Source organism: Dongia sp. P2_B8, assembly GCF_056404715.1.
The window spans coordinates 174,720-198,886 of the sequence record NZ_JBFUDM010000001.1 but is presented as its reverse complement, the minus strand read 5'-3'; the positions used below and the strand labels follow the sequence as shown (position 1 = coordinate 198,886).

23 protein-coding genes are annotated in these 24,167 nt (G+C 59.9%); 8 read left to right on the top strand and 15 right to left on the bottom strand.

All coding sequences use genetic code 11. From position 1 onward, the window contains the following. The first annotated feature begins 515 nt into the window (after window positions 1-515). The 8 genes from AC1DWZ_RS00860 to AC1DWZ_RS00825 all read left to right on the top strand — a co-directional run bounded on the left by AC1DWZ_RS00860 (window position 516) and on the right by AC1DWZ_RS00825 (window position 8,614). The gene (locus AC1DWZ_RS00860) at window positions 516-1,946 is read left to right on the top strand and encodes an extracellular solute-binding protein (RefSeq protein ID WP_477166967.1); all 1,431 of its coding nucleotides are present in this window, start codon (window positions 516-518) and stop codon (window positions 1,944-1,946) included. Between the two features lie 116 nt (window positions 1,947-2,062). After that, window positions 2,063-2,944 carry a carbohydrate ABC transporter permease gene (locus tag AC1DWZ_RS00855; protein ID WP_477166966.1) on the top strand — a complete coding sequence of 294 codons (882 nt, stop codon included), beginning with the start codon at window positions 2,063-2,065 and terminating at the stop codon, window positions 2,942-2,944. Further along, complete coding sequence (locus tag AC1DWZ_RS00850; protein ID WP_477166965.1) at window positions 2,944-3,780, top strand: carbohydrate ABC transporter permease; 837 nt, start codon at window positions 2,944-2,946, stop codon at window positions 3,778-3,780. Before AC1DWZ_RS00855 ends, AC1DWZ_RS00850 begins: the two co-directional genes overlap by 1 nt. 4 nt (window positions 3,781-3,784) lie before the next feature. Further along, window positions 3,785-4,006, top strand: coding sequence for a DUF2160 family membrane protein (locus tag AC1DWZ_RS00845; RefSeq protein ID WP_477166964.1), 222 nt, complete (start codon window positions 3,785-3,787; stop codon window positions 4,004-4,006). Between the two features lie 10 nt (window positions 4,007-4,016). Beyond that, on the top strand, window positions 4,017-5,057 hold the full coding sequence (locus AC1DWZ_RS00840; protein WP_477166963.1) for an NAD(P)-dependent alcohol dehydrogenase: 1,041 nt from the start codon (window positions 4,017-4,019) through the stop codon (window positions 5,055-5,057). A 33-nt stretch (window positions 5,058-5,090) separates the two neighbouring features. After that, window positions 5,091-5,864, top strand: coding sequence for an SDR family NAD(P)-dependent oxidoreductase (locus tag AC1DWZ_RS00835; RefSeq protein ID WP_477166962.1), 774 nt, complete (start codon window positions 5,091-5,093; stop codon window positions 5,862-5,864). Window positions 5,865-5,871: 7 nt separating this feature from the next. After that, window positions 5,872-7,476, top strand: coding sequence for a GMC family oxidoreductase (locus AC1DWZ_RS00830; RefSeq protein WP_477166961.1), 1,605 nt, complete (start codon window positions 5,872-5,874; stop codon window positions 7,474-7,476). A gap of 70 nt (window positions 7,477-7,546) precedes the next feature. After that, on the top strand, window positions 7,547-8,614 hold the full coding sequence (locus AC1DWZ_RS00825) for an ABC transporter ATP-binding protein (RefSeq protein WP_477166960.1): 1,068 nt from the start codon (window positions 7,547-7,549) through the stop codon (window positions 8,612-8,614). A 12-nt stretch (window positions 8,615-8,626) separates the two neighbouring features. Here AC1DWZ_RS00825 and AC1DWZ_RS00820 read toward each other — a convergent pair whose 3' ends face one another. The 15 genes from AC1DWZ_RS00820 to AC1DWZ_RS00750 form a co-directional block, all read right to left on the bottom strand. Then, window positions 8,627-9,712, bottom strand: coding sequence for an ABC transporter ATP-binding protein (locus AC1DWZ_RS00820; protein ID WP_477166959.1), 1,086 nt, complete (start codon window positions 9,710-9,712; stop codon window positions 8,627-8,629). Between the two features lie 2 nt (window positions 9,713-9,714). Continuing rightward, the gene (locus AC1DWZ_RS00815; protein WP_477166958.1) at window positions 9,715-10,515 is read right to left on the bottom strand and encodes an ABC transporter permease; all 801 of its coding nucleotides are present in this window, start codon (window positions 10,513-10,515) and stop codon (window positions 9,715-9,717) included. A gap of 3 nt (window positions 10,516-10,518) precedes the next feature. Further along, window positions 10,519-11,388 carry an ABC transporter permease gene (locus AC1DWZ_RS00810; RefSeq protein WP_477166957.1) on the bottom strand — a complete coding sequence of 290 codons (870 nt, stop codon included), beginning with the start codon at window positions 11,386-11,388 and terminating at the stop codon, window positions 10,519-10,521. 74 nt (window positions 11,389-11,462) lie between these two features. Next, entirely contained in the window at window positions 11,463-12,506 is a 1,044-nt protein-coding gene (locus tag AC1DWZ_RS00805; RefSeq protein WP_477166956.1) for an ABC transporter substrate-binding protein, read from the bottom strand. A 95-nt stretch (window positions 12,507-12,601) separates the two neighbouring features. Continuing rightward, the gene (locus tag AC1DWZ_RS00800; protein ID WP_477166955.1) at window positions 12,602-12,916 is read right to left on the bottom strand and encodes an NIPSNAP family protein; all 315 of its coding nucleotides are present in this window, start codon (window positions 12,914-12,916) and stop codon (window positions 12,602-12,604) included. Between the two features lie 11 nt (window positions 12,917-12,927). Further along, window positions 12,928-14,412: an aldehyde dehydrogenase gene (locus tag AC1DWZ_RS00795; protein WP_477166954.1), complete on the bottom strand. Its 1,485-nt coding sequence runs from the start codon at window positions 14,410-14,412 to the stop codon at window positions 12,928-12,930. Continuing rightward, window positions 14,405-15,229 (bottom strand): alpha/beta fold hydrolase, encoded by an 825-nt coding sequence (locus AC1DWZ_RS00790; protein ID WP_477166953.1) that lies wholly within the window; start codon window positions 15,227-15,229, stop codon window positions 14,405-14,407. Before AC1DWZ_RS00790 ends, AC1DWZ_RS00795 begins: the two co-directional genes overlap by 8 nt. Beyond that, window positions 15,229-15,822 carry an amino acid synthesis family protein gene (locus AC1DWZ_RS00785; protein ID WP_477166952.1) on the bottom strand — a complete coding sequence of 198 codons (594 nt, stop codon included), beginning with the start codon at window positions 15,820-15,822 and terminating at the stop codon, window positions 15,229-15,231. Before AC1DWZ_RS00785 ends, AC1DWZ_RS00790 begins: the two co-directional genes overlap by 1 nt. Before the next feature lie 47 nt (window positions 15,823-15,869). Next, a complete protein-coding gene (locus AC1DWZ_RS00780; protein ID WP_477166951.1) occupies window positions 15,870-16,946 on the bottom strand; it encodes an LLM class flavin-dependent oxidoreductase in 1,077 nt (358 codons plus the stop codon). Window positions 16,947-16,975: 29 nt separating this feature from the next. Continuing rightward, window positions 16,976-17,515 (bottom strand): flavin reductase family protein, encoded by a 540-nt coding sequence (locus tag AC1DWZ_RS00775; RefSeq protein ID WP_477166950.1) that lies wholly within the window; start codon window positions 17,513-17,515, stop codon window positions 16,976-16,978. 119 nt (window positions 17,516-17,634) lie between these two features. After that, window positions 17,635-19,395: a helix-turn-helix domain-containing protein gene (locus tag AC1DWZ_RS00770; RefSeq protein WP_477166949.1), complete on the bottom strand. Its 1,761-nt coding sequence runs from the start codon at window positions 19,393-19,395 to the stop codon at window positions 17,635-17,637. Window positions 19,396-19,625: 230 nt separating this feature from the next. After that, the gene (locus AC1DWZ_RS00765; protein ID WP_477166948.1) at window positions 19,626-20,390 is read right to left on the bottom strand and encodes an SDR family oxidoreductase; all 765 of its coding nucleotides are present in this window, start codon (window positions 20,388-20,390) and stop codon (window positions 19,626-19,628) included. An 81-nt stretch (window positions 20,391-20,471) separates the two neighbouring features. Beyond that, on the bottom strand, window positions 20,472-21,977 hold the full coding sequence (locus AC1DWZ_RS00760) for a sugar ABC transporter ATP-binding protein (protein WP_477166947.1): 1,506 nt from the start codon (window positions 21,975-21,977) through the stop codon (window positions 20,472-20,474). 99 nt (window positions 21,978-22,076) lie between these two features. After that, window positions 22,077-23,015: a substrate-binding domain-containing protein gene (locus AC1DWZ_RS00755; RefSeq protein ID WP_477166946.1), complete on the bottom strand. Its 939-nt coding sequence runs from the start codon at window positions 23,013-23,015 to the stop codon at window positions 22,077-22,079. 145 nt (window positions 23,016-23,160) lie between these two features. Next, the gene (locus AC1DWZ_RS00750; protein WP_477166945.1) at window positions 23,161-24,147 is read right to left on the bottom strand and encodes an ABC transporter permease; all 987 of its coding nucleotides are present in this window, start codon (window positions 24,145-24,147) and stop codon (window positions 23,161-23,163) included. Window positions 24,148-24,167 lie beyond the last annotated feature (20 nt).

Sequence of the window (24,167 nt, the reverse complement as noted above, 5' to 3'; positions counted from 1 at the left end):
CTTCACCCGCCTGCTCATTCGCCAGCCGTCGCGGATCGCGCGGCTCCAACTCGACATCACCCAGTTCGATATCATCTGCGGCTATGGTGGAGGCCGGTCCTGCCCATCTGCTTTTTTCGACTTCTATCTCCGGCCTCCGATCACATATGCAATGGTTAAGTCATCGGCAGCGCATGTCAATGAGGTTGGCCGATGCTGCCTATGCTGCAACGCGAAACTTGGAGATGGAACATTTCGCGATGAGACATTTTGCGCAATTCGACTGGACATGATCGCATGCTGCGATCGGTGAGAGCCCGGGCACAAGCAATGACCGCGGTGATCATGTTGAAATTTGGTTTGTCGAAAAAAATGCGAACTCACCTGCCAAAAAGCGTGTAGCACGCCCCGCCCACGGGCGGATAATGCCGCACCAATAAGAAGCACGTCGACCCGATCCATAGTGAGTCAGGGCGGATCAGGGATCGATAGCTGCGGCCAATCAGAAACCTTAACCACTTATGGGGGGAAGATAGATGCACGCCAGACTTCCACTAAGAGCCATCCTCGCCACAGCGTCCCTGCTGGCGGCGGTATCGGGCGCCCGGGCCGATTTTTGGGCCGACGCCGGCGCCCCTTACAAGGGCGTTACCATTCACGGCGTCTCGGAAAGCACGCCGCCATCCAATTACGTCAAGGATGTCCTCGGGCCGGCCTTCACCAAGGCGACGGGCATCAACGTCGAATTCGAAGCGACCTCCTGGGACCAGATGTACGACAAGGCTATCAAGGACATGGAGGCCAAGACCGGCATCTATGACTTCGTCTATATCGAGCAGGACATCATCTACAGCTATCTGTCGCGCGACTTCCTGGTGGACCTCACCAAGGAACTGAAAGCCGATCCCAAGCTGGCATCGCCGGACTTCAAGGTCGACAATTTCACCTCCTTTATCAATTACTTCAAGGATTCCAAGGGTGACGTCTTTGGCGTGCCTATGGAAGCGTTCCTGAAGGTCTATCTCTATCGGAAGGATCTGTTCGACGATCCGAAGAACAAGGAGGCCTTCAAGGCGAAGTATGGCTATGATCTGGCGCCCGCCAAGACCCATGCCCAGTATCGCGACATCGCCGAGTTCTTTGCACAGTTGGGCAAGGACACCGATCAAGAGCTCTGGGGGACAACCGTCCAGGCCCATACCGGCCACCCGTCCTCGTGGTACGAGTTCTTTGAAAGCGTGGCACCCACTTTCGGCGTTTACAATTGGGGCATCAACCAGGACGGTTGGGGCGCCAGCGTCGAGCATGGCGGCACCATGAACAGCCCGAAGGCCAAGGCCGCCCTCGAATATTGGCTCGGGTTGCTGAAATTCGCGCCACCGGAATCGACTTCAAGCACCTGGGACGAGGTCGCCGCGACCTTCGCCGCAGGCCGCGCCGCCCAAGGTCTTGTCTACGGCGAAAATGCTGCCTGGATCGCGACCAACGCCGACAAATCCAATGTCGTTGGCAAGGTGGGTGTCGCCCTGCCGCCGCTCGAAGACGGCGTCCTGGCCGATGCCGAAGCCGGCAAAGGCTATATTGGCTATTACGATGGCGGCGCTTTCGGCATTCCCTATTCGTCAAAAAACCAGAAAGCGGCGCTGCTGTTCCTTGAGTATGTCGGCCAGGCTTCGGTCCAGGCGGATTGGGCGGTTGCCGGCTCGCGCATCACCCACACCGCGACCTATGACGATCCAAAGGTCAAGGCCATGGATGAAAAGGTCGACCACTATTATACGCTCATGAAAGACGAAGGTAAGCTGTTCGCTGGTGCCCCTCCCTACCCGTTCCATGCCCAGGTCCGGGAAGCGACTGCGCCCTTCTTCTATCAGGCGATTACCGGTGAGTTGACGGCCTCTGACGCCCTCGACAAGATGGCGGCAGCGGCGGAAGCCGAACTGACGAAGCTCGGCTATCGCAAGTGATCCGATCCCGGCCGGGGCGGTGATTGCCGTCCCGGCCGATATTTTTTACGGCTTTCACTGAATGCTTTTCCTGGACCAGATATCCGTCCGGAAGCCTAACTCTCGACGGTGAATTGATGCGATCACAAAGCATCGGCTGGTTGCTGCTGGCGCCGACCTTGGTCATCCTGGTCATCTTTGGTGTTGTGCCATTCGTTTACGTACTGGTTGTCGGCTTCACCGAATGGAACGCCTTTGCGGCAAATCCTGGGGCGCATTTCTACGGGGTGGAGAATTACCGTCACCTCGTCTTCGATGAGCAGCTGCTCTATTCGCTCTGGGTTACCCTGCGGTTCGCCTTCTTTGCGGTGCTGAGCGAAGTTGTCCTGGGATATTTCCTGGCGCAGCTAATGATGAAGAACTTTCCGCTGAAGGGTTTCTTCCGGACGATCCACACCTTGCCTTTGATGGTGGCCCCCATCGCCGTGGGGGCGACTTGGCGCCTCCTCACCGTGCCCGGCCTTGGTCCCGTCCCCTATTATCTCGATCGCTGGTTCGGGATCGACTATCGGCTGGGCAGCTTTGCCGACCAGGCCTTCTGGACGACGGTGCTCATGGATGTCTGGCACTGGACGCCATTGGTGACCCTGACGCTACTCGCGGCGCTTTCTTCCTTGCCGAAGGAGCCGTTCGAGCAGGCGCAGATCGACGGCGCCAACAAGTTTCAGATCTTCCGCCATGTGACGCTGCCGATGCTCAAGCCGGCGATCCTGGCGACCGTCTTCATCCGCATGATGGACGCCCTGCGCACGGTCGACGAGGTCTGGATGCTGACTGGCGGCGGTCCGGCCGCCGCCACGCGCTATATCGGCCTCTATATCTGGCGGGTCGTATTTCCCAAGACCGATTACGGCTACGGCTCCGCGATGTCCCTGCTCACCCTTTACCTCACGATCGTCATGTGCTGGCTGCTCTATGTGGCGCTGGTCGCACGCCGTGACCTGCCGAAAGGTGACTGATGCACAAGCAACGCCCCTGGACATCCGTCTTCTTCTGGATCGCCGCCAGCTTCGTCACGCTGTTCCCGATCTATTGGATGTTCCTGATCTCGGCGAAAAGCCGCGTGGAGATGTATGGGAAGCCGACTTTTCTCATTCGCAGCTTCTTTTCCGAAAATTATATCAAGACGCTGACGGATCCTTCGTTTCAGCAGTACATGCTCAACTCCATCATCGTTTCCACGGCCAACGCCCTGCTGGTGACCACATTGGCGCTGTGCGCCACCTATGCTCTGTCGCGCTTCAAGCTCGTCGGCAAAGAGAACATCTTTTTCTGGACGATCACGAACCGCATGGCACCACCCGCCGTCTTCCTGCTGCCGCTGTTCCTCCTGTTTACACAGGCCTTCACGATCGGCGAGTGGAAACTTTATGACACGCGCATCGGCCTCATTCTGCTTTATTGCGTGTTCAACTTGCCTTTTGCCATCTGGACCCTGCGCAGCATCATCGATGGCATTCCCAAGGAACTCGACGAAGCCGCCATGATCGATGGCGCCAATACCTGGCAGGTCATGACACGGGTCATCCTGCCGCTGGCCCGTCCCGGCCTAGCGGTCACGGCGATCCTGACCTGGGTGTTCGCGTGGAACGAATATCTGTTCGCAGCGACCCTCACCAGCGTCAAGGCGCGCACGATCACCACGGGCCTAGCTGAATTCGTGACGGTGACCGGGACTAATTGGGGTCAGATGGCAGCGACAGCAACATTGACTCTGCTGCCGGCTCTTCTCTTCCTGGGCTTGGTGCAGCGCCATATCGTCGCCGGCCTCACCTTCGGCGCCGTCAAGGAGTGACCCGATGGCCGATCTTCCGGACAAAAACAGCACGAAGAAAACCGGCAACGGGAAAATTGGCTTCCTGCCTATTCATACCAATGCTTTCGATCGAGTCTTCATCGGCACGGTCATCTTCGTTGCCGTGCATTTGTTTTGGATGCGTTTCCTGGAAGTGCATCTTCCCCTCTTCTTCGCGACGATGCTCTCCCTGATCATCGGCTGGATCGTCGTGGCGCGCGGTTAAGGAGTATAAAATGGTGCAGGCACTGGTTCTCGAAGAAAAAGACCGACTGTCCCTCCGAGACATTCCGGTGGACGAAGCGCTGGGTCGCCGTGATGTTCGCATTGCTCTCAGGCGTGTCGGCATTTGCGGTAGCGACGTCCACTACTACACCCATGGCGGCATCGATCCCTTCATCGTGCGGGCACCCATGATCCTGGGGCATGAAGCCTCCGGCGTCATCGTCGAGACCGGCTCGGACGTCACGGAGCTGAAGGTGGGCGACCGGGTCTGCATGGAACCAGGAATTCCAGATCCCACCAGCCGCGCCTCCCGCCTTGGCAAATATAATCTCGACCCGGCTGTCCGCTTCTGGGCGACCCCACCGGTCCACGGAGTCTTGCGACCAACCGTCGTGCATCCGGCTGACTTCACCTTCAAGCTGCCGGACAATGTTTCTCTCGAACAGGCTGCCATGGTCGAACCGCTGGCAACCGGGGTGCACGGTGCCACAAAGGCACAGATTCAGCCCGGCGATATTGCCGTTGTGACCGGCGCCGGCACGATCGGCTTGGTGACCACGCTAGCTGCCCTCGCCGCCGGCTGCGCCCGAATCATCGTCAGCGATGTTGACGACAGCAAGCTCGCCCTCGCCGCAACACTTGGCGCCGTCACCACCGTGAACGCTCGTTCCCAGAAGCTGGTCGATGTGGTGAAGCGCGAAACCGATGGCTGGGGCGTCGAGGTCGTTTTCGAATGCTCAGGCAACCACCGCGTCGCTCCTGACGTCTTCGACATGCTCTGCCCCGGCGGCCGCGCTGTCTTCATCGGTATGCCGGGGGAGCCGATCTCCTATCACGTCACGCGCGCGGCCATCAAAGAGGCACGGGTCGAGCATATTTTCCGCTATGCCCATGTTTTTCCGCGCTGTGTCGCTATGCTGGCCTCCGGTGCGATCGACTTGAAGCCGCTGATCACCCGCACGTTTGGCTTCGAAGACAGCGTCCGAGCGTTCGAATTTGCCAAAAACCCACCACAAGGCTCCGTGAAGATCCAGATTGAAATGCCGAGCTGAGTCAAGGCAGTGCCTGAGGAGGGCCGATTTCACATGTATCTCGAAAAGTTCAAACTTGACGGTCGCATTGCCGTCGTGACGGGAGGCGGCAGAGCGATCGGCCTCGCCTGTGTCACGGCGCTGGCTGAAGCTGGCGCCAAGGTGGTGATTGCAGAAATCGACCCCAATGTCGCAGCGAGCGGCCGGGCAACGCTGCAGAAGCTCGGGCTCGACGCCGAAATCGCACAGTTGGACGTGACCAATTCGACCGAGGTTGCCAAGGTAGCCGATGCCTTGGCAGCCAAGCATGGCCGTATCGATATCCTTGTAAACAATGCCGGCATCGCCCGCAGCGGAATAGCCGCTGAAGATCTGTCCGACGAGCATTGGCTCAACGTCAACGACGTCAACTATAATGGCCTCTTCTGGTGCTGCCGCGATTTCGGCCGACACATGTTGGCGGTTGGCCGAGGCTCCATCGTCAACATCGGCTCGATGTCCGGCTATATCGTCAACCGGCCGCAGAAGCAGGCCTATTACAACGCCTCAAAGGCGGCCGTGCACCATCTGACACGCTCGCTGGGCGCCGAATGGGCCGATCGCGGGGTCCGCGTCAATGCGGTGGCACCGACCTATATCGACACGCCCATGGTGCATGACGTCCCGGGGGTCGATGCTATGATGAAGGACTGGTTGCGGGACACGCCCATGGGCCGGCTCGGCAAGCCGGACGAGATCGCTTCGGTCGTTCATTTCCTGGCCAGCGATGCCGCAAGCCTGTTGACCGGCTCCATCGTCCTCGCTGACGGCGGCTTCACATGCTGGTAAGTCCACGGTGAAAGACTACGATTATATCGTCGTGGGCGGTGGCAGCTCCGGATGCGTGACGGCAAGCCGCTTGGTGCAAGATCATGGCGCGCGTGTGCTGTTGCTCGAGGCCGGTCCGGCAAAATCCAGCCCGGTACTTGCCATGCCAGCCGGCTACATGAAGTTCCTCGCCAGCGACGCCTATCTGACCATGCATAAATCCGTGCCCCAGCCCCAGCTCGACGGCCGCGCGCCGATCATCCCGCAAGGCCGGGTGCTCGGCGGTGGCAGCGCCGTCAATGCCATGGTCTATATGCGCGGCCAGGCCGCCGACTATGACCGGTGGGATCGCTATCTCGGCCAGGGGTCGGGCTGGAGCTATCGTGACCTGCTGCCTCATTTCAAGCGGCAGGAAGACAATGACCATCTCGCCGGCGAATTTCACGGCGTTGGCGGGCCGCTCAAGGTGTCGCATCTGGGTCATCACTGCGCCATGAGCCAAGCCTTCGTCAAGACCGTCCAAGGGCTAGGCTATCCCCACAATCCGGATTTCAATGGTGCCGCGCAACGCGGTGTCGGCTTCATGCAGCACACGATCGATGGGGCAACCCGTCGTCGCTGCAGTGCTCGCGACGCCTTCCTTACCCCCATCATGCACGATCCGCGCCTCACCATTCTCACCGACGCAAGTGCGACCGGTCTGATCATTGAACAGGGTCGCGCCAATGGCGTGCGCTATGTCCAGGGCGGCCAGATGCAGGAAGCTTACGCGGCCACCGAAGTAATTCTCACTGCTGGCACCTACATCACGCCAAAGCTCCTGATGCTCTCCGGGATCGGCCCGGCCGCGCATCTCAAAGAGCATGACATAACCGTCAAGGTTGACCTGCCCGGTGTTGGGCAAAACCTGCAGGATCATCACGAAGTTCCAGTGATCGCCGCCGCCAACGGGCCCTATGGCTATTTTGGCCAGGACCGCGGCCTCGCGATGCTGCGCAATGGTCTACAATATCTTCTCTTCAAATCCGGCCCCGTCACGACCACCGGCGTCGAAGCCTGCGCCTTTATCGATCCCGATACCCATGGCGATGAGAGCACGATCCAGCTCTATTGCGTGCCGACCGTCTATCTCGATCGGGACATTTCCGGCATTGCGCCGTGCGAGGGTGTCACCCTGACGCCGGGTGTCTTGCGTCCAAAGGCGCGCGGCTCTGTCAAGCTGCGCTCCGCCGATCCGGCATCGCCACCACTGGTGGACTGCAACTTCTTCGGCCATTCCGATGATCTTCGGCTGCAGGTGGCTGGCCTTCGCTTCGCCCGCAGAATCATGGCGGCAGCACCCATGCGCGACATGTTGACTGGCGAACTCTTCCCCGGTTCCGATAAAAATTCGGATACCGATCTCGAGACACATTGCAAGCGCATGGTCAAGACCACCTATCATCCGGTGGGGACCTGTCGCATGGGGCCGGATGGCGACATCAGCGCTGTCCTCGATGCCAAGTTGCGCGTGCGGGGTGTCGACAAGCTTCGCGTCTTTGACTTGTCCATGATGCCGAGCATTACATCTGGCAACACGAATGCGCCGGCTCTGGCGATTGCAGATCGGGCGGTCGCGCTGATGATGGGGTAGCGATATTTCCGGCGGACGATCCAGCTGGATCGTGGTTGAATTCAAAAAGAATCTGATGGGGGCATGGTCGATGGCGTCGGTCGAAATTCGCGAGGTTCGCAAGTCTTTTGGTGGCATCCACGTTATCCATGGCGTGTCGATCTACGTCGCTGACGGAGAATTCGTTATCCTGGTTGGTCCTTCCGGCTGTGGAAAATCGACACTACTGCGCATGATCGCCGGGTTGGAGGAAATCAGCAGCGGCGACATCCGGATCGGCGGCCGGATTGTCAACAACCTGCCACCGAAGGACCGCGATATCGCCATGGTGTTCCAGAATTATGCTCTCTATCCGCATATGACAGTTGCGGAAAACATGAGCTTTTCACTGATGTTGAAACGCGCGGCGAAGGATGAGATCGATGGGCGGGTTAAGCGCGCGGCCGAAATCCTGGCATTGACACCTTTGCTCAGCCGCTACCCGCGGCAGCTATCGGGTGGCCAGCGCCAACGTGTTGCCATGGGACGTGCCATTGTGCGCGACCCCCAGGTTTTCCTGTTCGACGAGCCCTTGTCAAACCTTGATGCCAAGCTGCGCGTGCAGATGCGTGCCGAAATCAAGGAACTGCATCAGCGACTGCGTACCACCACTGTTTACGTCACTCATGATCAGATTGAAGCGATGACCATGGCGGACAAGATTGTCGTCATGCATGACGGCATCGTGGAACAGTCCGGCCCGCCCCTGGAGCTCTATGACCGTCCAGCCAACCTTTTCGTGGCGAGCTTCATCGGCTCGCCCTCGATGAACCTGATTGACGGGACGGTGGAATCTAGCGCCAACGGCCAGCCCAGATTCGTGACGCCGGAGGGTGTTTATCTTCCACTTAATACTGCACCTGCAGATTCTATTGGCAAGCCCCTGCTCTATGGCATCCGCCCAGAGCATTTCATCGTTTCCGATGCTGGCGTCCCCGTGAAGGTCGTCGTCATCGAGCCCACGGGTTCAGAAACACAGGTTGTGGCGCGCCTGGGAAACCGCGACATCGTCGGCCTCTTCCGCGAACGTATCGCGCTCCAGCCTGGCGAAACCATCCGCCTCGCCCCGGATGTCGGCAAAATACATCTCTTTGACAAAACAACAGGCGTGCGGTTGTAAGGACAACGGCGTTTATCCGGGGAAAACCGTGGCATCCACCGACTCGAAAGAAAAGCGCGCTGGCGCCCCGATCGGCATGACATTCAGTTTGCGGCTATCTCGCACCAGAACGTTTTGTTTCCAGCGTGTCTCAATTTCGTATTGGAATATTTCGCCGAGAAAAGTCGCGTCAACGATTGTCCCTTCCAGAGATTGAGTTCTGCCGTCGTCAGAAGAGTTGACGTCGTGCAGCGCCAGCCGTTCTGGCCGCACCATGATCTCCACCGCAGCGCCTTCATGCAGATTTCCGCCATCGACGCCCTGCAGCAAAGTGCCGTCGGCCAGTTCGACCGTCGCAATATGTTGCGAAATGCCCCTCAAGCGACCACGTAGCATGTTTGAATTACCGACGAAACCAGCCACAAACGCATTGGCCGGTCGGTCATAAAGGTCCGCCCCGCTGCCGATCTGAACGATTTTTCCCTGGTTGAACACGGCAATGCGGTCTGACATGCGCAAGGCTTCTTCCTGGTCATGTGTGACATAGAGGATGGTGACGCCAAGATCCCGGTGGATCCGCCGAATTTCCTGTTGAATGTCCTCACGCAGGCGCTTGTCCAGCGCTGCCAGCGGTTCATCCATGAGCAGCAGGCGCGGCCGGTAGACCAGAGCGCGTGCCAAAGCGACGCGCTGCTGCTGACCTCCGGATAGCTCGCTTGGTCGGCGCGATGCATAGCCACCGAGACGCACCAGGTCGAGCATTTCGGCAACGGCGCGATTGATTTCGTTCTGCGGCCTGCCTCGTACAATGAGCGGAAATGCCACGTTCTCCCCTACCGACATGTGCGGGAACAATGTGTAGCGCTGGAACACCATGCCGATATTGCGTTCATTAGGCGGCACCGAGAGGACAGAGCGGCCATCGATCTCGACCAAGCCGGATGTTGGATCCTCAAACCCCGCGACGATGAACAGGGTCGACGTCTTGCCGGAGCCGGAGGAACCGAGGAATGTCAAAAACTCACCATCGGCAACCGTCAGCGAGACATCGTCGACCGCCGTCACCTGCCCGAAGCGCTTAACTAGATGGCGGATTTCCACGGCATTCTTGGTGGGCATTGTCATCGGGCGGCTCTCCGTCGCAGAAAGGCCGCAACCAGCATCACGGCAATGGTCATCACGATCAACAGGGTGGAAACGGCGGCAATAACCGGGGTGAGGTCCTGGCGCAAGGTGGTCCACATCTTAACCGGCAAGGTCTGCATGCCCGGGCTGGCCATGAAGATGCTGAGAACGACTTCGTCCCAGGAAACCAGAAAGGAGAACAGGGCTCCTGACAGAATGCCGAGCCGGATCGCAGGCAACGTCACCCGCCGAATCGCCTGAAATCGCGTGGCACCGCAAATGATCGCCGCCTTTTCGACCGAGACATCGAAACCCTCCAGCGAATTGACAATGCAGATGACCGAGAATGGCAAAGCAAGAATCAGATGGGCAGCGACGAAAGCCAGGAATGTCCCATTAAGACCAAGCTTGAGGACAAGCGCATACAGGGCGATCGCCAGAATGATCACCGGCACGATCATGGGGCTGATGAAAAAGGCATGGAGGGCAGCGCGACCGGCGAAACGCCCGCGCACGATCGCAAACGCCGCCGGCAAGCCGAGCACCACAGAGAATGCCATGACGCATGATCCCACTTTAAGGCTGTTCAGCATGGCTTCGATCCAGCGCGGATCAGCGAAGAGTGCCCCATACCATTTGAGCGTCCAGCCGGGCGGCGGGAACTGCAGCCATTGCGACGAGCCGAAAGACAGAAAGGCGATAAAGACGACCGGCAGCATCAGAAAAATGGCTGTCCCGGCGGCAATGGCATAAAGCACGAAGCGCCCGGAACCCATGCGATTGAGTGTCAATATCATCGGCTATTTCCGTTTTCCAAGGCCGACGACACGGACATAGATCGCAAAGAAGACGAGCGTCACGGCCAGCAGAATGAAGGCTGCAGCACTACCCACCCCCCAATTGAGCAAGGACTGCACCTGCTGGGCGATGAGTTCGGCAAGCATCATGTTGGTGGTGCCGCCCAGCAGAGCCGGCGTCACGTAATATCCCAGCGCCATAACGAAGACCATCAGACAGCCGGCGCCGATACCGGGCATCGACAGCGGTAGCAGCACGCGCCAAAAGATCTGCCGCGGCTTTGCGCCGGTGATGGCGGCCGCCTGCATGATCGCTGGATCGATACCCGACAGTGTTGCATGTAGTGGCAGGATCACATAAGGCAGCATGATATAGGTCATGCCGATGGTGACGCCGAACAGATTGTTGACCAGGGGCAAGGGTTCGCTGATGAGGCCAAGATCCATCAGCGTGCGATTGATGATGCCGGTGCGTTGCAACAGAACCATCCAACCATAGGTACGCGCCAGCAGATTGGTCCACATGGACAGAAGGATGATGGCCATGAGGGCATGGGCGGCACGGGTGGGCAATATCGCCAGCAGCCAGGCGACCGGGTAGCCGATCATCAGGGTGACAAAGGTAACCACGCCAGCGACGAAGAAAGTATTGAACAGAACCCGCCCATAGGCCGCGTCACCCAACAATTTCGCATAATTGCCGAGGCCAAGGCTCGGTTCCGTGACGCTGAGCAGAAGCAGGCTGGACAGCGGCAGGACAAGGAAGAGAAACAAAAATACCAGTGCCGGCATGGCCGGCCCAAGACCGCCCAATCGCCTTCGCATATGTTGGGGCGCGCGCGTCGATGCTGCCACCGCCAAACTCATCGTCATTCCAACCAACCGAGCCATGCCGACGGGATGGAGCAACCTTTGTCGCCCCATCCCGTTCTTGTTAAACGATCAGATCAAGCCGATTGCCAAGCGTACCAACGCTCGCCGATGGCATCGCGATTTTTCGCCCAGTACTTCATATCGAGCGTGATCTGGCTGTCGGTATGCTCGGACGGCAGCATGGCGACCATATCCTTGCCAAGCAATGGGATCGCCGCCGTGTTGACCGGTGCATAGGCGGTCGCCGTCGCGAGCGCAGCCTGCCCTTCCGGGCTGCTGGCTTGGGCGATGAACTTCATGGCCGCCTCCTTGTTCTTGGTTCCCTTTGGGACAACAAGGATATCGGCCAAGGCCATGTTCTGCGTCCAGGATGTGCCGACATTGGCACCCGATTGATTGAGCGCAAACATGCGGCCGTTCCAGAATTTGCCCAGGGCGACTTCGCCCGAAGCGAGTTGCTGCTGCGATTCCGCACCACTCGCCCACCACAGAATGTCTTTCTTGATCGTGTCGAGCTTGGCGAAAGCGCGGTCCAGATCCAATGGGTAGAGCTTGTCGGCTGGAACACCATCTGCCAGCAACGCCATCTCAAGTACGCCGGGGCTTGACCATTTCCAGAATGACCGCTTACCCGGGAAATTGGCCGTATCGAAGATCGCCGCCCAGCCTTCCGGCGTCTTGCCGCCCGTCGCGTCCTTGTTGAAGCCGAGCACGAAGGAGTAATAGAAGCTGCCTACGCCATATTCGAAGGAGAAGCGGGGGTCGAGCGCATCCTTCTTCACGATCGAATAATCGATCGGCTCTAGCAATCCGAGTTCGGCCGCCTGGAAGGCGTAATCACCCTCCACGTCGACCACATCCCACACCGCATTGCCCGCATCGACCATAGCTTTCAGCTTGCCGTAGTCGGTGGGGCCATCCTGAAGGACGTTCATACCCGTTGCCTGCGTGTACGGATCTGCCCAGGATGCCTTCTGAGCGTCCTGCGTCGTCCCGCCCCAACTGACAAAGATCATATCCTGCGCCGCTAGCAGGCGGGACGCCGGCAGAGCGCTGCCCAATGTCAATGCTCCGACACCAAGGCCTGTCGTTCCAAGTAGCCTTCTACGTGTAATCATGTCGCTAGCCTCCCTGATTGGCCAATTTCGCGGGGTCTTATTTTCCAGGTCACAGTTCCCCGAGGTTTCTGCAACCCATTACGCATCGTCGGCACCTAGAGCAGAGGCGAGAATGGCGCCGGCGTTAGAATCTTGGTTGCCCCCTCCTCGATCAGGACCTGGATTTTCGGCAGGAAGCCGAGCCATTCCGGATCAGCCATCAGGGAGGCGCGACGCGCGGCCCTGTCCGCCAGATCTGCAAAAGCCCAGATATGTGTAATTTCGTTGAGGGGGCCGATTTCCGTCGTGAAATAGCCCACCAGCTGACCGAGATGGCGCCGCTGAATGGGCAACCCCTCGCCACCCACGAGACGCAGATAGTCACTTACGCTGCCGTTCTTCAGCCGATAGGTACGGTGCTCATAGATCATGTTCCCACCTCTCAGCGCATCGCGAAGGGATCGCCCATCGGCGCACTGCTGGTGTTGATCCACACCGTCTTCGTCCGGGAATAGTCGAGCAGGCTTTCGATGCCGGCCTCGCGACCGGCGCCGCTTTGGCCATAGCCGCCGAAAGGCGCCATCGGGGAGACTGCCCGGTAGGTGTTGATCCAGACGATCCCGGCTCGAATCTGGTGCATCATCCGCAGGCCGCGCGCGCCGTCGCGGGTGAAAATGCCGGCGGCCAACCCGAAGGCCGTGTCGTTGGCCAACTGCACGGCTTCCGCCTCCGTCTCGAAACGGAAGGCGCTGAGGACCGGACCGAACAATTCCTCGCGGGCAGAGGCAATATCGGCACTCGGGCAATAAAGGATGGTCGGCTCGAAATACCAACCTTGGCTGATGCCTTCAGGACGCCCGCCACCGCCGATGAGTTCGGCTCCAGCTGCCAGCGAGGACGCCAGCACGGCTTCGACATGGTCGCGCTGCGCCTTCGTCGCCAGAGGCCCCATTTCGGTCGTAGCGTCCTGCGGATCGCCGATGCGAATGCGACGCGCTCGCTCAGCCACGCGACCCATCACGGCATCGAACACACCAGCCTGAATAATCACGCGTGAGCCGGCAACACAGCTTTGCCCGGAAGCACCGAAATTCCCCGCAACGATCCCGTTGACGGCACTGTCGATATCGCAATCGTCGAAAACGACGATGGGCGATTTGCCGCCGAGTTCAAGTGTGACGGTGGCAAAGTTCTCGGCACTGTTGCGCACGACATGGCGGGCCGTGGCGGGACCGCCGGTGAAAGCGATCCGTGCGACCAGCGGATGCCGCGTCAAGCGCGACCCGCAGGGATCCCCCAATCCGGTCACCACATTCACGGTTCCTGCGGGAAAGCCGGCTTCCTCGCACAGTCGCGCCAGTTCAAGGAGCGGTGCTGGCCCGTGTTCGGACGCCTTCAGCACCACGGCATTGCCTGCGGCCAAGGCGGGACCCATCTTGACGGCGGCCAGCATCAGCTGCGAGTTCCATGGCACGATCGCAGCGACCACACCGATCGGCTCGCGCACGGTCATCACGAACATATCGCTTTTGTCGATCGGCAGGGTCGACCCTTCCAGCTTGTCGGCAGCACCGGCGAAATAGTGGAAATAGTCGGCCACATAGCGGATCTGGGCCCGCGTCTCGCGGATGAGCTTGCCCGTGTCCGTGGTCTCCACTTCGGCGAGCCTATCGGCCCGCTCCGCCAGCAGATCGGCCAGGCGCCGCAGCAGCTTGCCACGCGCGGTGGCCGTCATCCCGGCCCAGGGACCGCTGGTCATGGCCCGGTGCGCCGCCTCAACCGCACGGTCGACATCATCGGCGCTGGCCGCAGGAAATCGGCACCAGACCTGCTCGGTCGCAGGATTGAAGCTATCCAGCAAGGCGCCGCCTTCGGCCTCGCACCATGTGCCATCGATGAACATTTTATAGCGGCGGATTTCACCCATGATGCGACCTGCCTTGCTCAACCTGTGGCGGCGCAACGAATTCGAGGATGCGCGCGGCGAGCACGTCCGGGCATTCGATCGGCGTCAGATGCCGTTGGCCGGCGATGATGGACGTCTGCGCCCGCGGCAACCGTGCCGCCAACGCTTCGGCCATCGCTACGGTCGAGCGCTGGTCGTCGCTGCCAGTGATGACCAATGTCGGTGTACCGATCTCCGCCACAGCATCGACCAGTTCCGCATCGGCGGTGGCGAAGACTTGATAAGCGGCAGCGTAGGCTGCAAGGTTGTTGCCGAGCATATGGCGGCGAACGCCTTCGACTATGTCTGGATTTCCGCGCCGAAAATCGGGGGTGAACCAGCGCTCGATCGCTACCTCGACGCTGGCCGGAAAGCCACCGGTCTCGACCTCGGCAACGCGCCGTGCGATAGACACCCGCTCTTCCTCCGATCGACGATAGACGGTGTTAAGCAGGATCAGATGATTGAGCCGGTCATCACCCGCCGCCGCAAAAGCCTGCGCAACCAGTCCGCCCATCGAAAAACCCAACAGATCGAAACAGCCCAGTTCCAGGGTGTTCACGACACGGGTCAATTGCGCGACATAGTCTTTGAGCGAGTAAGGACCAGCCGGCTTTGGGCTGCATCCGTGACCGATCATATCGTAGCGAATCACGCGAAACCGACCGACAAGCTGAGCTACCAAGCCTTGCCACATCGTTAGATCCATGCCGACGCCGTGGATCAGCACCAGCGGCCGGCCATGTCCTTCCGCACGCAGTCGCGTGCCGTCGCTGAGAACCTGATCGAGAGAAGGCATCACCCTTTGGCCTTTTCGGCCTCAATCTCGGCCATGTCGATGTAACGGTTGCCAATGCGCGGGTGCAACCTGCCGCCCGTACTGGCGCCCAAGGCGATGACGATTTCATCCGGCGCGGGGGCGTCGTTGACCGTGAATTCGACGGTCAGATAATGCGAGCGGGCTCCTTCGTCGAGCTTATGCATCATGGGTACTGCGATGGCGCAGCCCGGTGCGCCGCGCTTATTGGTGAAGCTGAGATAAGACGTTCCCCCAACGGCTTCGCGAAAGACATTGCCGAACCGGAGCGTGTGAATGAGGGCCGAGGCATGCTCGACTTCGCCCGATGTACCGACCACGGCCGCCTTGCCATAGGCTTCGACACGATCTTTGCCACCGCAGCGCTCGAGGATGATCGGCACCAGCGCCTCGCCCAGGATCGGCGCTGCCGCAAGAATCTCAGGTCGCAAATTGTCGACGAAGCCACTGCCGAGCCATGGATTATTGACGATGGCGGCCACGGCCACCATGCGTACCGGTGTCGCCCCGGCTTTGCCACCTTCGATGAAAACATCTTCCTGGTAGGTGACGATCTTGCGAATCTCGATAGGCATCAAAAAGTCTTTCCCCCGCATGCGTCAGATTGCGTCATTTCAAAGCATCAACGTGCGGTCGCCAGACTCCGCGGTGCGGCATTCTTGGCAAAAGCTGGCATCACTTCGTCGACGAAAAGTTTCAGTGACTTACGCTGCTGCGCCATGGGCAAGCCGTAGGTTGCGTAGTAGATAAAATTATCGACACCCAAGGCCTCATAGCGCTTCAGCTTTTCGATGATCTGGTCCGGCGTGCCGAACATCAGATTGGTCTGCAGCATCTTGCTGTCGTACTCGGCGCGGTTATCGAGGCTCGCCAGATCAATTTCGGAAGGGAAGCCGTTTTCGACTCCACCTTCACCGCGAAACAGATTCTCGAACTGGCCAGCCACCCGCTTCAACGAATTGACGAAGAGTTCCGCTTCCTGCTGGGTCCCGTAGACGCCAGTGTGACGCATGGTCGAGAAGCGCGGCCGGCGCGTGCCAGCAGGCGCCTTGGCAAGAGAGTCTTGGAAACGCTGCATGTAAAGCTCGACCTCCGCGAATTCACGCGTGAGCGCCCAGGTCATGACGTTGAGGTCGTTGGCGACAGCCCAATCGAAGGAAACCGGGTTGCGCACGGCTGCCCACAATGACGGATAGGGCTTCTGCAGTGGCTTCGGGCAGGCAGTCGCCTTTGGAAAGGACCAGAACTTGCCATGATGTTCGACATCGCCCTGCCATAATTGCTTGAGGAGCGGCAGCATCTCCAGCATGTAGGGCACGCTGTCCTGCGCCTTGAGCCCGCCTGCCATGCGATCGAATTCTCGCTGATAGGCACCGCAGCCAATACCAAATTCCAGGCGGCCATTGGTCAGCAGATCGCACATGGCGGCCTCTCCAGCGAGGCGGATCGGATGCCAATAGGCAGCAACGGCAACGGCGAGACCGAGGCGGATCTGGTTGGTGTGTTGACCCCACCAGGTCAGTTGCTGAAAGGGATTGGGGGCAATCGTCATCTCGATGGCGTGATGTTCAGCCGCCCAGACGATCTCGAACCCGCTCGCATCGGCGATCTGCGCCATTTCCAGCGTATGTCTGGCGACATCGCGCATGTCGGTAGCCGGACTCATCCGCTCGAAATTGATGGCAAGACTGAATTTCATGATGAGAGAATCCTTGTTCGAGAAGAGATCTAGAGAGCCAGGGCGGCATAGCTGCCGCGGTGGAAAATGAGTGGCAAGGCGGGCCTCTCTGCGAAGTCAACGACCTCGCCCAGCAGGATCATGTGGTCTCCGGCCTCGATCTCGCGCACACGCCGGCATTCCAAATGCGCCACGGCATCGTTGAGAACGGGGCTGCCCTGTCGGCCAGGACGCCAATCGACGCCAGCGAATTTGTCCGGCAATGGTTGCGCGAAGCCTTGTGAAAGTTCCTGCTGGCTGTGTGCCAGCACATTGACGGCGAATGTCTCGGCTGCGGCGAAGGCCGGCCAGATCGGCGCGTTCGTGGCAACGCAGACGAGGATGAGTGGTGGCGTGAGAGACACGGAGGTGAAGGAATTGGCCGTCATCCCGCGTGGCCGGCCGGACGCATCTCGGACGGTCACGATGGTGACGCCGGTCGCGAAGCTGCCGAATACCTGGCGCAAAGCGCGCGGATCGATCGCCGTATCTCCGCGCCGCGCGATGCCGGCAGGGCCCGTCACCGTTTCGGCAGTGGCAGTCTGGGACATGCCTGTCGCTCCCCGTCATTGCTTTTGACGGAGATTGCGGGCGTGGATGAGAATGGTCTTCCTATGATCTATAGGAATTCGACAATATTATGTACTATGAAACACAGGAGGTCTCGCGCCTAACTGCTGCCCAGCAGGCGCCGCACGCGGAGCGCCAGTTCGAGGCCGAGACGGGTCTCCTGCTCCTCAAGATCCAGCGCGAAAAGCTCGGATATGCGCTGCAAACGGTAGCGCAACGTCGTTACATGAATACCAAGCGCCTCGGCTGTCGCCTGCAGCCGAGTGCGATGTGCCAAATATTGTTCCAGCGTGAGCAGAAACTCGCCGCCACGGAGCGTGTCGTATTGCTCGATGCGGCCCACGACCTCCGTCACAAAGTCGCGCAGCCCCTCGGCATCCGTCAAAGCGACGAGCCGCGCCAGCGGTCCGAAATCGGCCGTCTCCGTAATTCCGGTATGGCCGACCTTCTCCGCAAGCGAGAGGAGCGTGCCCAACTGGCGACGCGCTGGGGGATAATCTTCCAATCGGCGGCAGGGCTGGCCCAGGCAGGCGACCGGTGCTGCCCGTGTCAGCCATTCGACCTCGCGCAGCAACTGTTCAAGGGTCTGCCGTGCAACGGTGCCTTTGGCCTTTGGCTCCGGCACGAATATGATAATGGCATCACCGTCGCGAAAGGCGCTGCCACCGGGCAGCACGCGCCGCAATTCCCGCACGACGGCATGCTCGACATCCGCGGCAATGTCACCAGCACCGCGCAAACTGATCGCGGCGAGACGCCCGGGCTCATCCAGAGCCAGACCCAGATGGTGGGCACGGGCCAGGATCGCTGCATGATCTTGCCAATCGGCCGAGAACAAGCGTGCAAAGAAGGCGCCATGCGTCTCCGCTTCGACCTCGAAACGGATATGCCGACGCAGGAGCAGCACGGTCAAAGCTGCACGGAGCTGCTGCGCTGTCAATGCTGCCGCCGCGCCAAGCGACCGATCTGAGAAAAGAGCCAGCCCGCCCAACACGCTGCCGGCGGCAATGCAGGGTTCGACGATCATCGATTGCCGCGCGGCAGATGCGGCAGCGCTAAATGGAATGTCTTCGACCATGTCGAACTGCCGCCCCTCCGCCTGCCGCAGGCGATCTCTCAGGCCCCGCATCAGTTCTTGTCTGTTTGCCGTGGCTGGCAGTTTGGCTCCTCCGCCGAAGTGAAGGCGGTTGGTGACAAAGTCGACCAGCAAAAAGGGTGTCGTCAGGTGCTGCGCCGCCAGCTCCAGGATTCCCTCAACGTCCTCCGTCGACAATACGTGGTCCATCGCGATCTGCGATATGTCGAGTGCTGTGCGCAACTGTGCCTTCTGTGCCTCGTCAAGACTGGTCCGGCGCGCTTTTTCAACGGCCAGCGACCCCAGCAACGCCACGGTCTCGAGGAAAGCCATCTCCTCCTCATCAACATCGCGTTGTTCGTGTGCATGAACAGAGAGCACCAGGCCTCGATCCAACTCATCAATCGTGCTGAAGGGGAGCAGAACGACGGTATGATAGTCGCGCTCGACCGCCTCCTTTCGATATCCAGGGAAGTCTGCGTTCTGCTGAGCATCTTCTATGATGATTGGCCGGCGCTCGGACAATACGGTCCGGATCGGGCTGGTGGAAAGAGTCCACTTGTCGACAGTGCCGCGCGCCACGTCGAACAGTGGATCGAAGCGTGCCACCAGGACCGACAAGCCTACATCTTCGTCCGCTGCCATGATGGCGCTGCTGGACCAGGATGACCGCTGACAGACGGCCGTCACGATAAGATTGAGCACCTCATTCAGGGCGTGGCCCGCGTTAATCAGGTTCGCGATATGGCCCAGACTTCTGATGCGTTCGGTGAGTTTTTTCGACATGCAAACCTCGTCGCCCACCTAACGTCGTCCAGCTGGAGGACCGAAGATCGTTCGGCACGGGATGCGAGGAATACAACACGTGATTCAATGTTGTGCAAATTCTATTGGAAGTGCCAGTGGGCCCCCAGTGTGGGCGGCGCATAGGATTCGAAGAAAATCCCGCCCTACTCCGCTCGATTTGATGTGCGTGCCCGCACTTCGGCTCAGCGCCGGAACGTGGTTGCGGTCGGTCACCAACATTCAAAGCCGCCATCGACCAGCAGGTCGACACCGGTCACGAAAGACGCAGCTCGGCTTGACAGGAACAAGGCCGGACCCGCCATTTCGTCGACAGTGGCCATGCGCTGCATCGGGGTTTCACGTTCGAAAATTTTACGCTGTTCGGCGACTTCGGGTCGAAGGTTCATCGGCGTCAACGTATAGCCTGGGCTGATGGCGTTAACGCGAATACCCTTGCCGACCCATTCCATAGCCAGGCTCTTGGTCAGATGCACCACGCCGGCCTTTGACGTGTTGTAATGCGCCTGCAGCAAGCCGCGGTTGACGATCGAGCCAGACATGGAGGCGATGTTGACGATCGAGCCGCGGCCGGCCTTCAGCATGATACGCGCCTCAGCCTGGCAGGACAGGAATATTCCCGTCAAATTCACATCCATCATGGTTTGCCACTGAGAAAGCGGCATGTCTTCGGCCGCAATGGCATTGGCGATACCAGCACTGTTGACTGCAACCGTCAGGCTGCCTAGTTCGGCTTCCGTGCGGGCGCAGGCTTCAGACAGCGCATCCGCGTTGGTGACATTGCCACTGGTAATCAGCGCGCGCCGGCCCAGTTTTTCGATGGCAGCGGCCGTGTCGCCGATACCCTTGCTGGCCGTCAGATCAAATAGAGCGACGTCCGCACCCGCTTCAGCGAGGCCAACGGCGATGCGCTGGCCAATACCGCTGCCGGCACCGGTGACAAAAGCGACCTCTCCGGCCAGGCTGAACATTTGCATCACACCACTCCCAGATTTCTGAATACCCGCCACGCCACCTGATATAGGTCGGGCGGGCGCTCTCACAACATTTGACTTGGTTCAGGTGGTCGCCAGTTCCATCACCGTCACGCGGGAAGCCTCATGATGAGAGAGAATACCGCGATTGCGGCCCCGGTTCAGCACCATGATCCGATGAGACAGGCCGAGAACCTCGTCGAGATCCGAGCTGACGACGATGACGGCCATGCCTGCATGTGCCAGCTCGGCGATCACTTCATAGATTGCGGCGCGCGCGCCAACATCAATGCCACGGGTTGGCTCGTCGAGGATCACCACCCGCGGGCCGCGCGAAATGCACTTGGCAATGACAACCTTCTGCTGGTTTCCACCCGACAGCTCGTCGGCCCGCTGCCCAGCCCGACCCTTGACGCCGAACCTGGCGATGGCTTCGCAGGCAAATCGGTCGACGATCCGTGGCAGTACCCAACCTTTTGGAGCAATCGAGGCGTAGTTGCCCAAGGCGATGTTATCGGCAATGGTATGCGGCAGTACGAGGCCCTGTGCCTTGCGATCTTCGGGCACCAACACGATCCCAGCATTGAGAGCATCGCGGGGGCTGCCTGGCTCAATCGCCCTCCCCTGCATACGTACCTGCCCGGCGGCCCGCCGATCGGCGCCGGCAATCGCCCGAACCAATTCGGTGCGACCTGCGCCAATGATGCCGGCGATGCCGAACACTTCGCCCGACCGCACCGAAAAGCTGACATCCGCAAAGCTGCCGTCAGGCGCGCTCAGTCCCTCGACGTCGATCAATGTGTCGCCTCCGACCTCCTCGATAGGCGGGAACATCCGGTCGAGTGGTCGGCCGACCATGTCCTCAACCAGCCGTTTGACCGGAATCTGCGCCGTTTCATGGGCGGCCACCAGCTGGCCGTCGCGCAAGACAGCAATTCGATCGGCGATACGGGCGATCTCATCCATGCGATGACTGATATAGACAAACGAGACACCGTCAGCTTTTAACTGGGCGATCTGATCAAACAAACGGTCCGTTTCTTCGGCGCCAAGTGCTGCCGTCGGTTCGTCGAAAATGAGCAGGCGGGCGTTGAGGGTCAAAGCCTTGGCGATCTCTACCTGCTGCTGAGCCGCGATCCGCAGGTCACGTACCAGCGTGGTAGGGGCGACATCCAAACCGAGGCGATGCAGCTGTTCGGCGGCCCGCGCGTTCATGGCGGTTCGATCGACCCTTCCACCTCGCATCGGGAGGCGTCCGACAAACACATTCTCGGCAATCGACAGATCCGGAAGCAACCGCATTTCCTGATGAATCAGGCCGATCCCGGCTGACAGCGCGTCGGCTGGCGAGGTGGGGGCATAGGTGTGGCCCAGCCAACGCATGCTGCCGGTACTGGGTCGAACGAGACCGGCAACAATGGCCGAGAGTGTGGACTTCCCGGCGCCGTTCTCGCCGATCAGGGCCTGCACTTCTCCATGCCTTACATCCAGATCGACACCACTGAGCACCGTCACCGGCCCAAAGGATTTGCCAACGCCCCGCAGCTCAAGGATGGATTCAGGCGTCGGAGGGGAAGCAGACTGTGTCATGGGCGTGCCCAGCAAAAGAAAGGGCGCAGCGGCGCCGCGTAGATAGGCGCCGCTGCGGCAGGGAGCCTTCCTGGGAGATCGGAAGGCCAGGCTCGATACTCAGGGGTGGTTGGCGATAAACGGTCCGACATTTTCTTTGGTGGTCAGCGTGGCATCCTGCAACTGCATGGCCGGCACCTTTTCACCAGCAACCAGCGCAAGCGCCGCGTCAACACCCAGGCGTCCCATCTTCTGGGTCTGCTGAGTGGCGGTCACGTCGAAGACACCGTCCTTCAACGCCTCGAGGGCGGCAGTGTCACCATCAAAACCGGCCACCCAGACCTTATGGTCGAGATTGGCAACCTTGACGGCCTGGGCCGCACCAAGGGCGAGGCCATCAGCCTGGGCGAAGATGATGGAGATCGACGGATCAGCCTGCAGCATGTCCTGCGCGATCTTGAAGCCTTCGTCTTGCGACCACATTTGACTCCATTGCTCGTTGACCAGCTTGACGCCTGGGTTGGCGGCAAGCGATTGGCCACAGCCATTGGAGCGGTCGATTTCCGGCGTGGTACCTTTCTGCCCATGGATGATGACCATGTTGCCGGTGCCGCCTGCCTGCTTGAGGATATAGTCGCACACGGTTTTGGCCGAGGTGACTGAATCAGTGGCGATAAAGGTGTCGCCAGGAGCACCGTCGGCGTTGCGGTCGATGTTCACGACCGGGATGCCTGCAGCCTTGGCGGCCTTCACCGGCACGGCGGCAGCCGTGGCGCCGGCGGGGATATAGATCAGCGCGTCGATGTTCTGCGCGAGCAAGTCCTGGATCTGGCTGACTTGAGTGGCCGCATCCCCCTTGGCGTCGACGGTGATCACTTCCAGACCTTTTTCGGCACCATAGGCCTCGACGGACTGTTTTATCTGATTGAAAAAGTTGGCCTGCAGGTTGGCGACGGCCAGGCCAATTTTCTTGGCTTCCTTGGCAGAGGCCATATCAGTCGCCCCAACAAGTGCCAATGTGGCGGCGGCTGCAAAGAGTGCTAAGCGACGTGAAAGCATTTTCGTTTCCTCCAGTTAGTTAAAGCCTCCGCCAGGCCGGGCTTCTTCCCGGCTTCAAGCGTGTCCTTGCGGACCAGTTTTCGCCCATGTCAGGAGCGAAATATTTGGGGAGCGTGCCGTAGCCGGCCCGCGCCCGGATCTCGTGTCAGCGCTTGCGCGCGCGGATGGAATCGCCGGCGACCGCCAGGGCAATAACCAAGCCGATGATGACCTGTTGAACAAAAGGCGAGACGTGCAGAAGATTGAGTCCATTGCGCAGGAAGCCAATGATCAGCACGCCGACGGCTGTGCCAGCGATGCCGCCCACGCCACCCGACAGGCTGGCGCCGCCAATCACCACCGCAGCAATAGTATCGAGCTCATAGCCCAAGCCGGATGAAGGCTGCGCCGAGTCAAGGCGCGCCGACAGAATGACACCAGCAAGACCAGCTAGCAGTGCACAGACGGTGTAGACCCAGATGGTCGCTGCCTCGACGCGTACGCCAGCCAGCCGGGCCACTTCTTTCGAACCACCGATGGCGTAGAGAGCTCTGCCGGTCGGCCGGAATTTCAAGAATACCCAAGCGACGACCGTCAGAACCAGCATCACGGCCACCGTGGCGCTAATCACGCCACCATGACGAATGATGGCAAGATCCGAAAACCAGCCAGGAAAGCCAACGATCTGTTCGCCGTCGGTGATGATCGAGGCAATGCCGCGCGTGATCGACATCATGGCCAGCGTGGCAATAAAGGGCGGCATGTTCAGACGCGTGATCATGACCCCGGCAACGGTGCCGCACAGGCCAGAAATGATCAGTGCAATGACAATGGCGACGCCGAACGGCAACCCCAGTTCATTGCCCAGATAGCCCATGACCATAGCCGACAGGGCCAGAACCGAACCGACCGACAGATCGATGCCACCGATGAGGATGACAAAGGTCATACCGATGGCCATCACGCCAATCACGGTGATCTGGTCCATGACGTTGAGGAAATTCCGAGCGCTGAGAAATGTGTCCGTGGCCAGCGACAGGAAGATGCACATGACAATGAGGCCAAGGAACGGCCCTGTCGCGCCGCTCCCAAGACGGAACCTAAACCGCCCTGATGCCTTTGCCGGTAAGACCTCGCCCGACGCCATTGCCATATGTCCTCCACGATCCTGCG

Excerpts from the sequence above, each read along its gene's own strand:
- AC1DWZ_RS00850 (WP_477166965.1), top strand. The coding sequence starts at position 2,944 with ATGCACAAGCAACGCCCCTGGACATCCGTCTTCTTCTGGATCGCCGCC.
- AC1DWZ_RS00790 (WP_477166953.1), bottom strand. The coding sequence starts at position 15,229 with ATGCCTTCTCTCGATCAGGTTCTCAGCGACGGCACGCGACTGCGTGCG.
- AC1DWZ_RS00840 (WP_477166963.1), top strand. The coding sequence starts at position 4,017 with ATGGTGCAGGCACTGGTTCTCGAAGAAAAAGACCGACTGTCCCTCCGA.
- AC1DWZ_RS00785 (WP_477166952.1), bottom strand. The coding sequence starts at position 15,822 with ATGCCTATCGAGATTCGCAAGATCGTCACCTACCAGGAAGATGTTTTC.
- AC1DWZ_RS00780 (WP_477166951.1), bottom strand. The coding sequence starts at position 16,946 with ATGAAATTCAGTCTTGCCATCAATTTCGAGCGGATGAGTCCGGCTACC.
- AC1DWZ_RS00810 (WP_477166957.1), bottom strand. The coding sequence starts at position 11,388 with ATGACGATGAGTTTGGCGGTGGCAGCATCGACGCGCGCGCCCCAACAT.
- AC1DWZ_RS00775 (WP_477166950.1), bottom strand. The coding sequence starts at position 17,515 with ATGTCCCAGACTGCCACTGCCGAAACGGTGACGGGCCCTGCCGGCATC.
- AC1DWZ_RS00860 (WP_477166967.1), top strand. The coding sequence starts at position 516 with ATGCACGCCAGACTTCCACTAAGAGCCATCCTCGCCACAGCGTCCCTG.
- AC1DWZ_RS00800 (WP_477166955.1), bottom strand. The coding sequence starts at position 12,916 with ATGATCTATGAGCACCGTACCTATCGGCTGAAGAACGGCAGCGTAAGT.
- AC1DWZ_RS00755 (WP_477166946.1), bottom strand. The coding sequence starts at position 23,015 with ATGCTTTCACGTCGCTTAGCACTCTTTGCAGCCGCCGCCACATTGGCA.
- AC1DWZ_RS00815 (WP_477166958.1), bottom strand. The coding sequence starts at position 10,515 with ATGATATTGACACTCAATCGCATGGGTTCCGGGCGCTTCGTGCTTTAT.
- AC1DWZ_RS00770 (WP_477166949.1), bottom strand. The coding sequence starts at position 19,395 with ATGTCGAAAAAACTCACCGAACGCATCAGAAGTCTGGGCCATATCGCG.
- AC1DWZ_RS00820 (WP_477166959.1), bottom strand. The coding sequence starts at position 9,712 with ATGCCCACCAAGAATGCCGTGGAAATCCGCCATCTAGTTAAGCGCTTC.
- AC1DWZ_RS00765 (WP_477166948.1), bottom strand. The coding sequence starts at position 20,390 with ATGCAAATGTTCAGCCTGGCCGGAGAGGTCGCTTTTGTCACCGGTGCC.
- AC1DWZ_RS00825 (WP_477166960.1), top strand. The coding sequence starts at position 7,547 with ATGGCGTCGGTCGAAATTCGCGAGGTTCGCAAGTCTTTTGGTGGCATC.
- AC1DWZ_RS00795 (WP_477166954.1), bottom strand. The coding sequence starts at position 14,412 with ATGGGTGAAATCCGCCGCTATAAAATGTTCATCGATGGCACATGGTGC.
- AC1DWZ_RS00805 (WP_477166956.1), bottom strand. The coding sequence starts at position 12,506 with ATGATTACACGTAGAAGGCTACTTGGAACGACAGGCCTTGGTGTCGGA.
- AC1DWZ_RS00750 (WP_477166945.1), bottom strand. The coding sequence starts at position 24,147 with ATGGCAATGGCGTCGGGCGAGGTCTTACCGGCAAAGGCATCAGGGCGG.
- AC1DWZ_RS00835 (WP_477166962.1), top strand. The coding sequence starts at position 5,091 with ATGTATCTCGAAAAGTTCAAACTTGACGGTCGCATTGCCGTCGTGACG.
- AC1DWZ_RS00845 (WP_477166964.1), top strand. The coding sequence starts at position 3,785 with ATGGCCGATCTTCCGGACAAAAACAGCACGAAGAAAACCGGCAACGGG.
- AC1DWZ_RS00760 (WP_477166947.1), bottom strand. The coding sequence starts at position 21,977 with ATGACACAGTCTGCTTCCCCTCCGACGCCTGAATCCATCCTTGAGCTG.
- AC1DWZ_RS00855 (WP_477166966.1), top strand. The coding sequence starts at position 2,063 with ATGCGATCACAAAGCATCGGCTGGTTGCTGCTGGCGCCGACCTTGGTC.